Annotated in this window: 15 protein-coding genes; 7 read left to right on the forward strand and 8 right to left on the reverse strand. The window is 70.6% G+C overall.

The features are described from left to right. Nucleotides 1–41: 41 nt before the first annotated feature. From CX1_RS05380 to CX1_RS05395, 4 genes are all read left to right on the forward strand, one after another. Nucleotides 42–992, forward strand: a complete 951-nt coding sequence (locus tag CX1_RS05380; protein WP_046651084.1) for an electron transfer flavoprotein subunit alpha/FixB family protein — start codon at nucleotides 42–44, stop codon at nucleotides 990–992. A gap of 83 nt (nucleotides 993–1,075) precedes the next feature. Continuing rightward, nucleotides 1,076–2,275, forward strand: coding sequence for a cysteine desulfurase family protein (locus tag CX1_RS05385; RefSeq protein WP_060925364.1), 1,200 nt, complete (start codon nucleotides 1,076–1,078; stop codon nucleotides 2,273–2,275). A gap of 46 nt (nucleotides 2,276–2,321) precedes the next feature. Next, on the forward strand, nucleotides 2,322–3,458 hold the full coding sequence (gene mnmA, locus CX1_RS05390; protein ID WP_060925365.1) for a tRNA 2-thiouridine(34) synthase MnmA: 1,137 nt from the start codon (nucleotides 2,322–2,324) through the stop codon (nucleotides 3,456–3,458). After that, nucleotides 3,455–4,495: a uroporphyrinogen decarboxylase/cobalamine-independent methonine synthase family protein gene (locus CX1_RS05395; RefSeq protein WP_052753292.1), complete on the forward strand. Its 1,041-nt coding sequence runs from the start codon at nucleotides 3,455–3,457 to the stop codon at nucleotides 4,493–4,495. Before mnmA ends, CX1_RS05395 begins: the two co-directional genes overlap by 4 nt. Before the next feature lie 5 nt (nucleotides 4,496–4,500). On the opposite strand, the gene CX1_RS05400 is transcribed toward CX1_RS05395, so the two are convergent. From CX1_RS05400 to CX1_RS05410, 3 genes are all read right to left on the reverse strand, one after another. Continuing rightward, entirely contained in the window at nucleotides 4,501–5,124 is a 624-nt protein-coding gene (locus CX1_RS05400) for a TetR/AcrR family transcriptional regulator (RefSeq protein ID WP_113570026.1), read from the reverse strand. 319 nt (nucleotides 5,125–5,443) lie between these two features. Continuing rightward, entirely contained in the window at nucleotides 5,444–6,142 is a 699-nt protein-coding gene (locus CX1_RS05405; protein ID WP_046651081.1) for an HAD family hydrolase, read from the reverse strand. Nucleotides 6,143–6,145: 3 nt separating this feature from the next. Then, nucleotides 6,146–6,832, reverse strand: coding sequence for a 3'-5' exonuclease (locus CX1_RS05410; RefSeq protein ID WP_046651080.1), 687 nt, complete (start codon nucleotides 6,830–6,832; stop codon nucleotides 6,146–6,148). 161 nt (nucleotides 6,833–6,993) lie between these two features. Between CX1_RS05410 and ligA the strand changes: the two genes are divergently transcribed. Together ligA and CX1_RS05420 are read left to right on the forward strand one after the other, a co-directional pair. Continuing rightward, entirely contained in the window at nucleotides 6,994–9,087 is a 2,094-nt protein-coding gene (gene ligA / locus CX1_RS05415) for an NAD-dependent DNA ligase LigA (protein WP_060925388.1), read from the forward strand. Nucleotides 9,088–9,092: 5 nt separating this feature from the next. Then, complete coding sequence (locus CX1_RS05420) at nucleotides 9,093–9,476, forward strand: hypothetical protein (protein ID WP_046651079.1); 384 nt, start codon at nucleotides 9,093–9,095, stop codon at nucleotides 9,474–9,476. On the opposite strand, the gene CX1_RS05425 is transcribed toward CX1_RS05420, so the two are convergent. The 5 genes from CX1_RS05425 to CX1_RS05440 all read right to left on the reverse strand — a co-directional run bounded on the left by CX1_RS05425 (nucleotide 9,460) and on the right by CX1_RS05440 (nucleotide 14,335). After that, on the reverse strand, nucleotides 9,460–10,143 hold the full coding sequence (locus tag CX1_RS05425) for a metallophosphoesterase family protein (RefSeq protein WP_052753291.1): 684 nt from the start codon (nucleotides 10,141–10,143) through the stop codon (nucleotides 9,460–9,462). The two genes, CX1_RS05420 and CX1_RS05425, sit on opposite strands and share 17 nt — an antisense overlap. 58 nt (nucleotides 10,144–10,201) lie before the next feature. Then, nucleotides 10,202–12,571 (reverse strand): glycogen/starch/alpha-glucan phosphorylase, encoded by a 2,370-nt coding sequence (locus tag CX1_RS05430; protein ID WP_046651078.1) that lies wholly within the window; start codon nucleotides 12,569–12,571, stop codon nucleotides 10,202–10,204. 110 nt (nucleotides 12,572–12,681) lie between these two features. After that, nucleotides 12,682–13,449 carry a bile acid:sodium symporter family protein gene (locus CX1_RS05435; RefSeq protein WP_244465523.1) on the reverse strand — a complete coding sequence of 256 codons (768 nt, stop codon included), beginning with the start codon at nucleotides 13,447–13,449 and terminating at the stop codon, nucleotides 12,682–12,684. Continuing rightward, on the reverse strand, nucleotides 13,450–13,593 hold the full coding sequence (locus tag CX1_RS12805; protein ID WP_244465522.1) for a hypothetical protein: 144 nt from the start codon (nucleotides 13,591–13,593) through the stop codon (nucleotides 13,450–13,452). Nucleotides 13,594–13,672: 79 nt separating this feature from the next. Continuing rightward, on the reverse strand, nucleotides 13,673–14,335 hold the full coding sequence (locus CX1_RS05440) for an ACT domain-containing protein (protein WP_046651077.1): 663 nt from the start codon (nucleotides 14,333–14,335) through the stop codon (nucleotides 13,673–13,675). Nucleotides 14,336–14,634: 299 nt separating this feature from the next. On the opposite strand from CX1_RS05440, the gene gatC reads away from it, so the two are divergent. Next, on the forward strand, nucleotides 14,635–14,934 hold the full coding sequence (gatC, locus tag CX1_RS05445; RefSeq protein WP_046651076.1) for an Asp-tRNA(Asn)/Glu-tRNA(Gln) amidotransferase subunit GatC: 300 nt from the start codon (nucleotides 14,635–14,637) through the stop codon (nucleotides 14,932–14,934). Nucleotides 14,935–14,936: the final 2 nt, after the last annotated feature.

Here is a 14,936-nt window from a genome sequence, read left to right on the forward strand (position 1 = left end):
TCGCGAACACCGCACGAACGAACAGCAGGAGAAGAATCACCATGACCGACGTCCTCGTTCTCGTCGACCACACCGATGGCGAGCTGAAGAACACCACCGCCGAGCTGCTCACCGCCGCCCGTGCCTTCGGCACCCCCGCGGCCGTGGTCGTCGGCAAGCCCGGCACCGCCGAGAGCTTCGCCGAGACCCTGGGCAAGTACGGCGCCGGCGAGATCCTCGCCGCCGAGTCCGATGAGGCCGGCAAGCACCTGATCACCCCCGAGGTCAACGTCCTCGTGGGCCTGGCCTCCGAGCGCCAGGTGCCGGTCCTCGTCGCCGCCTCCGCCGCCGGCAAGGAGATCGCCGGCCGCGTCGCCGCCCTGACCGGCTCGGGCGTCCTGTCCGATGTCGTGGAGATCAAGGACGACCGTTCCGCGGTCTACTCGATCTTCGGCGGCGAGTTCATCGTCGAGGGCGCCGGCTACGGCGCCTCCCCGGCGTACTCGCTGCGCCCCGGCTCCGTCGACCCGGTGGAGAACGCCGCGTCGCCGTCCGTCACCGCCGTGGAGTTCCCGGCCGCCGACGAGACCTCGGTGGAGATCGTGTCCTTCACCCCGGCCGAGGGCGGCGACCGCCCCGAGCTGACCGAGGCCAAGATCGTCGTCTCCGGTGGCCGCGGCGTCGCGTCCGCCGAGGGCTTCGCCGACGTCGTCGAGCCGATGGCCGACGCCCTCGGTGCCGCGGTCGGCGCTTCCCGCGCCGCCGTCGACGCCGACTACTACCCGGGCCAGTTCCAGGTCGGCCAGACCGGCAAGACGGTGTCCCCGGACCTGTACGTGGCCCTGGGCATCTCCGGCGCCATCCAGCACAAGGCCGGCATGCAGACGTCCAAGACCGTCGTCGCCGTGAACAAGGACGAGGAGGCGCCGATCTTCGAGATCGCCGACTTCGGCGTCGTCGGCGACCTGTTCAAGGTCGCGCCGCAGGCCACCGAGGAGATCAAGAAGGCGTAAGTCTTCCGGTCATCCCGCCGAAGGGGCCGTCCGCATCTCGCGGGCGGCCCCTTCGGCGTACCCGCCGCGCTAGTCTGTCGGGGATGTCCAGCACCAGTACCGCCACCCGCCCCGCCGCCGGCGCCCGCCACCACCTCGACCACGCGGCCACGTCACCGCTGCGTCCCGAGGCCCGCGACGCGATGGTCGCGGCCCTCGGCGCCGGCAACCCCAACTCGCAGTACGCGGAGGGGCGCGCCGCGCGGAAGATCCTGGAGGACGCCCGCGAGTCCCTCGCGGCCGACCTCGGCGCCGAGCCGATCGAGGTCATCTTCACCTCAGGCGGCACGGAGGCGGACAATCTCGGGGTGCGCGGCCCGTACCTGGCATCGATGAAGGAGGCCCGTGGCGCTCCCGGCACGGTCGTGACCACTCCGGTCGAGCACGACGCGATCCGCAAGGCCGTCGCGCATCTGGCCGCCCACCACGGCGCGCAGGTCATCGAGGCCCCCGTCGACGCGTCCGGCCGCGTCCTGGTGGGGCGTCTCCGGGAGCTTTGCGACGGTCCCGCCGCCCCGCATCGGGTCTGGACCTGCCAGTGGGCGAACAACGAGACCGGCGCCATCCAGCCGATCGGCGGGTTCATCGCCGCGGCCGGCGACCACGGCGCACCCGTCCACGTGGACGCGGTGCAGGCCATCGGGCACCTGCCCATCGACTTCCACGCGACGGGGGCGGCCACGCTGGCGGCGTCGGCCCACAAATTCGGTGGCCCCCGCGGCATCGGTGCTCTGCTGGTGCGCCGCGACGCGAGGGTGACGCCCCTCAACGCCGGTGGGGGACAGGAGAGGGGCCTGCGCTCCGGCACGCCCGACGTCGCCGCAGCCGCCGGAATGGCGGCCGCGCTGCGCGCCGCGACGGCGGCGATGGAGGAGGAACGCCGGGCGGTCGCAATGCTGCGGGACCGTCTGTTGGCCGGCGTGCGGGACATCGACGGCGTCGTGGTGCACACCAGCGAGCCGGCGCTGCCCGGCCACGTGCACGTCAGCGTGGGCGGCGCCGAGGGCGACAGCTTGATCATGCTGCTCGACGCCGCGGGGATCTCCGCGGCGACCGGCTCGGCGTGCGCCGCCGGAGTCAACCGCGCCAGCCACGTGCTGGCGGCGATGGGCATCGACGCCGCGACCTCCCGCGGGGCGCTGCGGCTGACGCTGGGCTGGGACTCCACCGCCGCCGACGTCGATGCGGTCCTGGCCGTGCTGGGTGATACCGTCGCACGGGCGCGCGCGGCGGGAATGGCCTGACCGCGCGAGGCGTTTGACCGGTAGGGACACACGGGAGGTACGGCGGATGCGGGTGTTGGCGGCGATGAGCGGCGGCGTGGATTCGGCGGTCGCGGCGGCGCGGCTGGTCGACGCCGGCCATGACGTCGTCGGCGTGCACCTGGCGCTGGCCGAGGACCCCGTCACCCTGCGCGCCGGCGCCCGCGGATGCTGCTCGCTGGAGGACTCCGGCGACGCCCGCCGCGTCGCCGACCTGCTGGGCATCCCGTTTTACGTGTGGGACTTCTCCGAGCGGTTCCGCGCCGAGGTCGTCGACGACTTCATCGACTCCTACGCCCGCGGCGAGACCCCCAACCCGTGCCTGCGCTGCAACGAGCGCATCAAGTTCCAGGCGCTGCTGGAGCGCGGCCTGGCTCTCGGCTTCGACGCCGTGGCCACGGGCCACTACGCGCTCGTCGACGATGATGGCCGTCTGCGCCGGGCCGGCGACCAGGCCAAGGACCAGTCCTACGTGCTCGGCGTCCTCGATCGCCGCCAGCTGGCCCATTCGCTGTTCCCCATCGGGGACACCGAAAAGCCGCAGATCCGGGCCGAGGCCGCCGCGCGCGGCATCACCATCGCCAACAAGCCGGATTCCACCGACATCTGCTTCATCCCCGACGGCGACACCCAGGCGTTCCTGGGCCGCCACATCCCGCGCCGGCCGGGCGCGATCGTCGACGGGGCGACGGGGCGGACCCTGGCCGAGCACGACGGCGTCGACGCCTTCACCATCGGCCAGCGCAAGGGCCTCGGGCTGCCGGGGCCCGCGCCCGACGGAAAGCCCCGCTACGTCACGGGCATGGACGTGTCCACGGGCACAGTGACCGTCGGCGCGCGGGCGGACCTCGACGTCGGGGTCCTCCACGTCGACCGCGCGGTCTGGCTCGACGGCACCGGCGAGGACACCGGCACGGCCCAGCCGCCCGCCTCCTTCTCCGCCGAGGTGCAGGTGCGCGCCCACGGCCGCCCCGTCCCGTGCACCGTGGCGTGGACCGCGCCGGTCGATGCGGGGACCGGCGTCGGCGGTGCATTCACGTGCACCCTGAGCGAGCCGCTCAGCGGCGTCGCCCCCGGCCAGGCCGCGGTGCTGTACCGGCCGGATGCCGACGGCGACGTCGTCCTCGGCTCCGGCACCATCACGTCGACGGAACCGGCGCGATGACCGCCTTCCACGGCCTGGGCCCGCTGCCGGGCACCGACATCCGGGCCACGGCGGAGGTGCTGGCCGGAGAGGCCGGGGACGCCCCGCACCTGCCGATCCTCGCCGACCGCGGCATCGGCGCCGACCCCATCGGCCGCACCGCCGCCATCTGCGCCGACCTGGACCTCGACGCGGGGCCGCGGTCCTGGCGCGTGGCGGACAAGGGCGGACGCGCGGAATCCATCGCCGCCGATCACCTGCAGCGCGACCTCGACGTCTGCGAGGAATTCTGGGGGAGCGCGCCGGAGAAGATCATCGTGCCCGTCACGGGCCCCTGGACCCTGGCGGCGTCGATCGAACTGCCCGGCGGGCACCGCATGCTCACGGACCATGGCGCCGTCGCCTACCTCGCCGCATCGCTGGCCGAGGGCCTGGCGAACCACGTCGCCGAGATCACCAGGCGTTTCGGTGCGGACGTGAGCGTCGTCATGCACGAACCCACGGCACCGCAGGTGACGGCGGGACTCGTGGAAGGGGCGGTGGCGGGGACGCTGCTGCGACCGGTGGGTTACCGCGAGCTCGCCGAGCAGTGGCGGACCATCACCGGCGCCGCCGGCCCGGACGTCGCCATGGCGGTGCCCGGGCTGGTCGCGCCCCACCCCGGCCCGACGCCGCCGTCGCTGGAGAAGGCGCTGCTGGAATCCGGGGCGCGGGCCGTCGCGATGCCCATCGGGGCGATCCGCGGCTCCGGCATGCTCGACGGCGTCGGCCGCCTGCGCGCGGCCGGGCTGGATCTGATCCTGGGCGCCGTGCCCGCGGTGCCGGAGGCCACCGACGAGCACACCGGCGCGTATCTGGAGCCTTCCGCACGCGGCATCGCGGAACGGGTCGCCCGATTGTGGGACGAGCTGTCCTTCCCCCGCATCGACCTCGTGGACCACGTGGACGTCACCGTCGACCGTGGCATCGCCTCGGCGCCGACGGACTGGGTGGCGCCGGCCTACGCCGGCGGGCGCCGGGCCGCCGAGCTGATCTCGCGGGCGGCGGGCGACCTGTAGCCGGACTACCCGGCGGTGAGCACTTCGTCGATCATTGCGGCCGCGGCGGCCGTGTACAGGCGGATGTGCGCGGCGACGTCTTCGGGGTGGTCCGCGGCGACGAGCACGGCGGCGCTGACCAGCGACCGCAGCGCCTCCAGGAGGTTTGCGCGGCATTCCTCCGACACGCCGGGCATGTCGGCGACGCATTCGGCCAGCACCGTCGTGGCCGTCTGGTGGCGTTCGAGCACGCGGCGGTGCGCGATCTCGTCGAGGTGCACCCGCAGCAGCTGGTGGCGCCAGCGCAGCTTGCCATCGGGGGCGCGGCGCATGTTCGACTCGACGAAAGTGAGGACGCCGGCGCGCGGGCCGGACTTCTCCAGGGCTTCCTCCACCTCGCGGCGGGTGCCGTCGGCCCACTCCGGGAAGCCGCGCATGGCGACGGCCTCGATGAGATCCTCGACGCCCGCGTAGTAGCGGTAGAGGCTGGACCGGGCGAGCCCGACTTCCTTGGCCACGTCGCCGAGCGTCAGCGGCGGGATGCCGGTGCCGTCGACGTCGCGGTGCAGCAGCTTCTCCGCGGCATCGAGGATCGCCTCGCACATGGCGGCGCGATCCCGCTGGGTGGGGCGATGGGCGGTCCTCGGCATGGGGGAGTCCTTCCAGGGGACGCGGCGGGCGCGTCCGGTGGGCTTCACGGATTCGGCCCCTCCAATTTAACAATGCGGAACATCGCATGCCGAACCGCCTTTCCCCATTTTATGCGACGTCTATTGAATTAAATAAGGCAATCTGACGAAGTTTTGCCCGATCGGGCGTGCCATTTCCCCGGAAAAGTGGGTGAATGGGGTTTTTGCGGGCTTTCGGCCCGATTCGGGTGCACTTCGCTTCCGAATTGCACGGAATTCGCCGCGGGCCGGAAGGTGCAACGCGTTGGCGCGAATCACAGTCGCCACCCCCGGTGGGGCGTCAGCGCGCCATGGATTCCAGGAGCTTGACGACGCCCGGCGTGTCGCGCAGATCCTCGATGATCGCGGTTCCGTCGGGCATGTCATCATCCGTGAAATACGGTGTGGGAAGCCGGTTCACGTTGATGAGTGCGGCGGTGAGGTCCGATGCCGTGTGGCGCCCGGTGGTCACGCCCACGAAGCCGATCCCGCTTTCCAGCGCGGCCGCGGCGTCGGACGGGGTGTCGCCGACGGCAACGACGGGGCCGCGGCCGTCCCACTCCATCAGAGCGACGTTCATCAAATCCGACCGGTCGATCGCATAGTCGCCGAAGGCGGAGAATCGCGGCGCCATGAATTCGGACAAATGCGCGTGCCGCAATTTCAGCCAGCCGGTTTCGGCCATGTTTCCCGACACGACGGTTTGCGAATGCCCGGCCCGCGCCAGCGCCGAGACCACGTCGCGCACACCCGGCAGCGGGAACCCGTGCCACGGGGCGACTGCGCAAGCGTCGGCGAGCTCGATGAGGAAGTCCCCGAGTTCCGGGTCGCCCGGCTGCACGCCGAGCACCGAGCCCCAGATGTCGGCGTCGGTGCGCCCGGCGAAGGTCAGGTCCGCCGGCCAGTCGATGCCGCGGGCCTTCAGCAGCCGCGCGGCTTCGTCGTGGCCGAAGCCGGCGTTGTCGATGAGGGTGAGATCGATGTCCCAGATGACCAGCACGGCTCAGCCCCGGGGATCGTCGATGGGCCAGGCGGAGATGCGGAAATCCGACACGTCGCTTCCCTGCTTGACCAGGTAGTCACGTAGTCCCCGCTGGTTCTCGAAGTGCGCCACGGCCTGGTACTCCATCAGTTCGTCGCCGTCCATGGCGGCCAGCTCCGGCCAGACCTTCTTGGACATCATCCATGCCAGGCGCGCGGCCGCCAGCGCATCGGCGGTCGCCTCGTGCGCATTGTCCAGCCGCACGTGATAGTGCTCGCACACGTTGCCCAGCGTGCGCTTGCCCTTGCGGTACCGATCGCGGTCCCGGTCGATGACCAGGGGGTCGAAGACCAGGCCGTCGACGGTGAAGGAGGGCTCCCGGCTGCGCAGCACCGTCAGGTCGTAGGCGGCGTTGTAGGCCACCAACGTCAGGCCGTCGCGCCACGCCCGCCGGATCTCGGCGATGGTCTCGGCAAGCACTTCGTCGTGCGGCCGACCGTGCGCGCGGGCGTGTTCCGTGGTGATGCCGTGCACCGCGGCCGCGGCCTCGGGAATTTCCACCCCCGGATCCGCGAGCAGCTCCTTCGCCTGCGGGGCGCCGCCGTCGATGCGCACCAGCGCGGACGTGACGATCCTGCATTCATGCGGGTTCGTCCCCGTCGTCTCCAGGTCGAAGGCGAACATTTTGCCCGCGTCGAAGGTGGTCATGACCCCACTCTAAACGGCTGCCCGGATCACGGCCCTGCCGGGTTGAATTGCCGCCGCCTAGACTCGTCGGCGTGACCGACCACACCGCAGACTCCACCGACGGCATCCCCGACACCGCGACCGGCGGCGCCCCCGCCGACGCCGCCCCCACCTCCCCGGACGTGCGCCGGGAGTGGGAGGAACTGGCCGACGAGATCCGGGACCATTCGGCGAAGTACTACACCGGCCAGCCCGTCATCTCGGACGCGGAGTACGACGAGCTGTTCCGCCGCCTCCAGGACCTGGAGGCGGCGCACCCGGAGCTCGCCGTGCCGGACAGCCCGACGCAGCAGGTCGGCGCCCGCGTCGACGCGCCGGCCGACGGCGTCGCCTTCGAACCGGTGGAGCACCTGCAGCGCCTGTATAGCTTGGACAACGTCTTCGACGAAGCGGAACTGCGCGACTGGCTGGCGCGCACCCCGGCGAGCGCCTACCTGACCGAGCTGAAGATCGACGGCCTGTCCATCGACCTGGTCTACGAAAACGGCCGCCTCGTCCGCGCGGCGACCCGCGGCGACGGCCGGGTGGGGGAGAACGTCACCGCCAACGCCCGCACCATCGCCGACATCCCGGACGAGCTCACCGCAACGGATGACTACCCGGTGCCGGAGGTCCTGGAGGTCCGCGGCGAGGTCTACATCCCCGTCGAGGAGTTCGGGAACCTCAACGCCGAGCGCGCCGCCGCCGGGCAGCGCGTCTTCGCCAACCCCCGCAACTCGGCCGCCGGGTCGCTGCGGCAGAAGGACCCCGCCGAGACCGCCAAGCGCCCGCTGGCCATGATCTGCCACGGCATCGGGCACGTCGAGGGCTGGCGCCCGGCCAGCCAGCACGACGCCTACCTGGCGCTGGCGGCGTGGGGCCTCCACGTCTCGCCGTACACCCGGCGCGTGGAATCGGCCGACGACGTCGTCAAGCAAATGCTGCACTGGGGCGAGCACCGCCACGATGCGGAACACGAGATGGACGGCCTGGTGGTCAAGGTCGATGACCTGGGGGAGCAGCGGGCCCTCGGCGCGACGTCGCGGGCGCCGCGGTGGGCGATCGCGTACAAGTACCCGCCGGAGGAGGTCACCACGGAGCTGCTCGACATCCGCGTGTCCATCGGCCGCACCGGCCGGGCGACGCCGTACGCCGTGATGCGCCCGGTCTCCGTCGCCGGCTCGACGGTGGAAATGGCCACGCTGCACAACCCGACGGAGGTCACGCGCAAGGGCGTGCTCATCGGCGACCGGGTGACCATCCGCAAGGCCGGCGACGTCATCCCCGAGGTTCTCGGCCCGGTCGCCGAGGTGCGCGACGGCACCGAGCGCGAGTTCATCTACCCGACGCTGTGCCCGGAATGCGGCACGCGCCTGGCCCCGGCGAAGGAGGACGACGCCGACTGGCGCTGCCCCAACACCCGCTACTGCCCGGGCCAGCTGCGCCGCCGGGTGGAGTTCCTGGCGTCGCGCGGCGGCTTCGACATCGAGCACCTCGGCGAGCGCGGGGCCGCCGACCTCATCCACCGCGGCGTCCTGTCCGACGAAGGCGACCTTTTCGCGCTGACCGCCGATGACCTGGCGCGCACCGAGGTGTACACCACCGCCGCGAAGAACAAGGTCGGCGACGACGGCGTCGCCCGCGGCACGCTCAACGCCAACGGCAAGAAGCTGCTGGACTTCATCGAGTCCGCCAAATCCCGCGAACTGTGGCGCGTGCTGGTCAGCCTGTCCATCCGCCACGTCGGCCCGACCGCCGCGCGCGCCCTGGCGCAGAAGTTCGGGTCCATGGACGCCATCCGCGCGGCTTCCCGCGAAGAGCTGGCCGACACCGACGGGGTCGGCGGCATCATCGCCGACTCCGTGATCGCGTGGTTCGCCGTCGATTGGCACCGCGAGGTGGTGGAGAAGTGGGCGGCCGCCGGCGTGCGCATGGCCGACGAGGTCTCCGACCGCCCCGAGCAGGTCCTCGAGGGGCTGACCGTCGTGGTCACCGGCTCGCTGGAGGATTTCACCCGCGACAGCGCCAAGGAGGCGATCCTGGTGCGCGGCGGCAAGGCCGCGGGCTCGGTGTCGAAGAAGACCTCCGTGGTCGTCGTCGGCGACAACGCCGGATCGAAGGCGGACAAGGCGGAGCAGCTGGGCGTGCCCATCCTCGACGAGGCCGGTTTCCACCGATTGCTTTCCGACGGCCCGTCCGCCATCCCCGCCACCGCCCCCGAAGATCCGGCCGAGTAGCGGCAATGGTCTTCCGGGAGGGATCGGCCGGCCGTCCCGCGGCGACAGGCTGGATCCGCGCCGATCGGACGACGCAGCCGTCGTGGGCCCTGCCCGCCGAGGCGATCATCGCGGTGCTGCCCGTGCTGGTGCCCGCGTCGAATTTCCTGCGGGGAACCATCGGTCCGACGGCGACGGGGTACGCGGTGCTGGCTGTCATCGTCGCCGTGCTGGTGGCGTTGCCGGTGTTCGGGATTCTCCGCCAGTCGGCGATCGCCCTGGCGCTGATGTTCGCGCCCGTCGCCGCCGGCTGGCTGCTGCCCGGTGAGTTGGGGCATGCGGCGGGGAACGTCATCGGGATCCCGTGGGCGGCGATCGCCGCGGTGAACCTGGTCAGCCTGCGTCGATGATGCGGCCGACCTCCGCCGCGAGATCGTCGTCGGACGCCGGAGCCCATCCGTTGACGTCCACGCCGACGTTGATGCTGCGCCCGTGCCGCGCCCACAGGGAATGGACGTGGCCGCAGACGCGCACCGTCTTCGTCGGCGCCGGCGCGGCCACCGCCAAGTGGCCGACCAGGTAGGGGTCGCTGCCGACTTCGGGAAGGTGCGACACGTCGACGTCGATGGTGCGATTGCCGGGCAGCCGCATGGTGGTGGCCGTCGAACCCGACGGATGCACCGTCACGCCCATCGCCCGCAGCCGGGCGACCTCGTCGCGCCGGCGCCGCCAATCCGCCAGCGTGCGCATGGGGTAGGAGAGATCCTCGGCCAACATGTCCATCCGCGAGTTCAGCGACTCGTCGGCGACGAACCCCCGCCGGTAATGGGGCCACCACGAATCGTGGTTGCCCGCCACCAGCGTGATCCGGCCTTTCAGCGTCGGCAGCACCTCGATCAGCCGATCGAAGCCCCACGCCACGTCCCCCAGATGCCAGACCTCGTCGCCGGCGCCCACCACGTCGTTCCAGTTGTCCACCAGATCGCGGTCGTGCTCGCCGATCGACGCCCACCGCTCGCGGCCGAAACCCAGGATCGACTCATGGCCGAAGTGAGTGTCCGATGTCCACCAGCGCATGCGCCAAGGCTACCGGCCGGTCCGCAGGAGGCGGGCGTCGTCAAGCGAAAGGGGCGGGCTACTTGACCGGGGTGGGCTGGATCTTCCAGACCTCATCGGCGTAATCGCGGATGGTGCGGTCCGAGGAGAAGCGGCCCGAACGGATGATGTTCAGGAAGCACATCCGCGCCCACGCCAACTCGTCGCGGTAATCCTCGGCCATGCGGTCGCGGGTCTCGCGGTAATCGGTGAAGTCGCCCAGCACGTAGTACACGTCCGCCGGCTCGTAGCCGGGGGAGTGCAGCAGCGAGTGGTGCAGATCGTGGAACATGCCCGATCCACCGTCGGAGAACGTGCCGTCGACCAGCGAATCCAAGACCCGCTTGAGGCCCGGGACCGACTCGTACGCCGCGCGCGGATCGTAGTTTTTGCGCAGCTCCGGAAGCTCCTCTTCCTTGGCGCCGAAGATGTAGGCGTTGTCGTCGCCGACCGCCTCCACGATCTCGACGTTCGCGCCGTCGAGGGTGCCCAGGGTCAAAGCGCCATTCATCATGAACTTCATGTTGCCCGTGCCCGACGCCTCCTTGCCCGCGGTGGAGATCTGCTCGGAGATGTCCGTGGCCGGGATGATGTGCTCGGCCGGGGAGACGTTGTAGTTCTCCACGAACACGACCTTGAGCTTGTCGCCGATCTCGGCGTCGTTGTTCACCAGCTCCGCGATGGAGTTGATGAACTTGATGATCGCCTTCGCCCGGACGTAACCGGGCGCCGCCTTCGCACCGAAGATGGCCACGCGCGGGACGACGTCCCACTCCGGGTTCTCCTTGATGCGGTAGTAGAGGTCCAGGATGTACAGCGCGTTGAGCAGCTGGCGCTTGTACTCGTGCAGGCGCTTGATCTGCGAGTCGAAGATGGCGTCCGGCGAAATGGAGATGCCCTGGCGGGCCTCGATCCACTCGGCGAAGTCCTCCTTGTTGCCGCGCTTGATGGCCATGACCTCGCGCAGCACGTCCTCGTCGTCGGCGAACTTCTCCAGCTCGGCGAGGGTGTCCAGGTCGGAGACCCACTCGTCGTCGCCCGTCAGGCGGGTCAGCAGGGCGGCCAGGCGCGGGTTGCACTGGTTGAGCCAGCGGCGCGGGGTGACGCCGTTGGTCTTGTTGTTGAACTTCTCCGGCCAGATGTCGTGCCACTCGCCGAGAGTCTCGCGCTTGATGATCTCCGTGTGCAGTGCCGCGACGCCGTTGATCGAGTACGCCGTGTAGCAGGCGATCCACGCCATGTGGATCAGGCCGTGCGAGATCGGGGCCATGTAGTCGATGGTGGCGTGGTCGATGCCACGCTCGTCGAGATCGAGGCGGAAGCGGCGGTCGATCTCCTGGATGATCTCGAGCACTCGGCGGAAGAGGCGCTCGAAAATGGAGAACTCCCACGTCTCCAGGGCCTCGGCCAGCACGGTGTGGTTGGTGTACGCGAACGCCTTCGACGTGATCGCCCAGGCGTCCTCCCAGCTCATGCCGCGCTCGTCGAGGAGGATGCGCATCAGCTCGGGGATGGCCAGCACCGGGTGGGTGTCGTTGAGCTGGATGCAGTTGTACTCCGCGAACTTCGACATGTCCTCGCCGTGCTCGGCGATGTACGAATCGACCATCGCCTGCAGCGACGCGGAAACGAAGAAGTACTGCTGGCGCACGCGCAGCACCTTGCCCTCGTAGGTCGAGTCGTTGGGGTACAGCACGCGGCAGAGGTCGTGGACGCGCTCGCGCTCGACGATGGCGTCGGTGAAACGCTGCGAATTGAAGGCGTCGTAGTCGAACTCGCGCATCGGCTCCGAGTTCCACAGGCGCAGCGTGTTGACGTTCTTCGTGCCGTAGCCGGTGATCGGCATGTCGTGGGGCACCGCGCGCACGGTGAGGTCGTCGAAGCGCACGATGCGGGCCTCGTCCTCGCGGCGCACGACGAAGGGGTAGCCCTCCTCCATCCACGGATCCGGGTGCTCGTCCTGGAAGCCGTCCTCGAAGGACTGCTTGAACAGCCCGTAGCGGTAGAGGATGCCGTAACCGGTGGCCGGCAGGTCCTGGGTGGCGCAGGAGTCGAGGAAGCAGGCGGCGAGGCGGCCCAGGCCGCCGTTGCCCAGCGCCGCGTCATGCTCGGCCTCGAGCACGTCGGCGAGGTTCTTGCCGTGGGACTCGACCGCCTTCTCCGCCTCGTCGACCAGACCCAGGTTCAGCAGGTTGTTCAGCAGCGCGCGCCCCATGAGGAACTCGGCCGAGAAGTAATGCTGCTGCCGTGTCGCGGCGTAGGCGCGGGTGGTGGCCTCCCAGTCATCGGCGAGGTGATCGACGACGACGCGGGACATGCCGGACCAGAACTCCATCTCGGAGGAGGTCTCTGGCGTGCGGCCGGACTCGGCGCGCACGTGGGAGGCGAGGCGATCGGTGAAATTCGACATGGGGGTGGGTCTCCGTTAGCGGGTGGGGGATGCGTCCGCGGCGCCCCGACGGGTGGCGGGGGCGTCGAACGCAGGCCCGCCCGACATTACCCGGGTACGGCGCGGACCTCTCACCGAGCGGGAGCGGCGGGGCTGGTCGCGGCGGGGCTCGTCGCGTCGACGGCCATGAGGCGGCGGCCGATCGCGATGACGATCACCGCGGTGAGGTACATGACGATCGAGTACACGGCCGCCGGCACGGCGAACTCCTCGTCGCCGACGACGGTCAACGCGATGACCAGGCCCAGGGTGGAGTTCTTGATGCCGTACTCGACGGCCAGCGCCAGCTGGGACGCGCGGTCGATGCGGGCGATCCACGCCAGCGCACCGCCGACCAGGATGACCGCCAGATTGAACACGAGCACCGCCGGGCCGGTGGCGACGACCATGTCCACGATCTCCCCGCCGAGGTCCACGGCCACTGCGGCGATCGCCAGGATCAGCACCAGAGCGCCGAGCGCGGACATGCCCCGCTCCAGAGTGGCGGCCAATGCCGGCGCCTTGGCGCGGATGACCATGCCGATCGCGACCGGGACGAGGATCACGCCCACCAGCAGCCCGAACGTCTGGCCCAGGGGCACGGTGACCTCGAGGCCGGCGGCGTCGGGAAGCAACCGGCCCGCGACGTCCATCCAGCCCGGCAGGGTCACGATGACCACCAGCGAGGCGACGACGGTGAGGATGATCGACAGCGCCACGTTGCCGCGCGCCAGATAGGTGACCAGATTCGACGTCGAGCCGCCGGGGCAGGCCGCGACGAGCACCAGGCCCATCGCCATGATCGGCGGCAGATCCATGAGCAGGGCCACCGCGATGCCGATGGCCGGTACGACCAGCACTTAGCCGAGTGTGCCGATGATCGTCGCCCTGGGCGTGCGGGCCTGCGCCCGGAAGTCGGCGAGCGTCAGGCTCAGGCCGATGCCGACCATGATGACGGCGAGCGCCACCGGCAGCCCGATGGCGATGACTGGATTGTCCTGCATGGTCGAACGGCCTTCCCTCGATGGTTTTGAGGGGGACGGTATCGGCGCTAACGGTGGTCGCGGGCGGTTCTCGCCGAAACTATCGCAGGATCGCTCCGACGATGTCGCCGATGCGGCCGAGGTGCGCGACCTCGGACGGCAGGAAGTCCGGGCCGCCGGGGCGCCCGATGACCAGGGTCCAGCCCTTGCCCATGGGTGCGGCCGCGAGGGAGGACTCCATCAGGGTCCAGGACTCAGGGATCCATGCCTCGTTCTCCGTGTCGAGGCGGCGGGCGGAATCGACGGGAGGCTCGGCCAGCGTGCGGCCGTCGTCCTCGGGTGCGGCGATGGAGGCGGTGACGCGGCGGGTGCCGCCGGCGTCGTGGCCGAGCACCAGCGCCCACCCGGCGGTCATGGTGCGGGGGAGGCCGTCGACGAGCTCGCCCAGCGCCCGCAGCGGCTGGCCGCGGTGGCGGGACAGCTCGGCGAGCATGGCGATCTGCCCGCGCCGGTCGACTGAGCCGGAGAACGGGCGGATCGAGTCGACCTCGACGCCGTCGAGCGACTGGGCGGCGGTGATGAGGGTGTCCGGCAGGCTGCCGTGGGGCAGGTCGACCACGATGTCGTCGACTATGGTGCCGTCGGCGGAGTGCTGCACCACGTCGACGGAGCGGATGTCGCCGTCCGTTTCGCCGAGCGCCGCCGCCAGCAGGCCCAAAGAGCCCGGGGCGTCGGGGATCTGCACTCGCATGAGGTACGACATGGCGTTACGGGGACCTTTCGTGGCGGTCGCCACCTGGGAATTCCCCTGTGACGCCGACCGGTTTCGGCAAGACGGTTCACCAGGTTACATGGGCGCTCCGGGCCAAGGGAAAGTGACCCGCGCAACACCGGTGAGTAGGACTTCTGCTGTACCCGCATCCTCCATGGGCCGCTTTACGACGGTGTTGCGCGGCGGTTGAGACGGCGTTTCGGCGGTTCCCGGCGGGGCCCGTCGTCACGGGCGGACGGCAGCGGCTAACCTGATCGGGTAAAACCCGGAGACTACGAAAGGGGTCACGCGTGCCCGCAATCTCGCGCGACGAGGTCGCCCACCTCGCACGACTGTCCCGCCTGGCTCTGACCGACGCCGAACTCGAGGAGTTCGCCGGCCAGATCGACGGCATCATCAACCACGTCCAGGCCGTCCAGGAGGTCGCCGCCGGCGACGTGGAGCCCATGAGCCACCCGTCGTCGCTGTCCGGCGTCATGCGCGAGGACGTGGTGAAGCCGACGCTGACCGCCGAGCAGGCCCTGGATCAGGCGCCGTCGGTAGAGGAGCAGCGCTTCGAGGTCCCGCAGATCCTGGGCGAGGAGGAGTGACC

This window comes from Corynebacterium xerosis NBRC 16721 = ATCC 373 (assembly GCF_001552415.1).
Lineage (GTDB): Bacteria > Actinomycetota > Actinomycetes > Mycobacteriales > Mycobacteriaceae > Corynebacterium > Corynebacterium xerosis.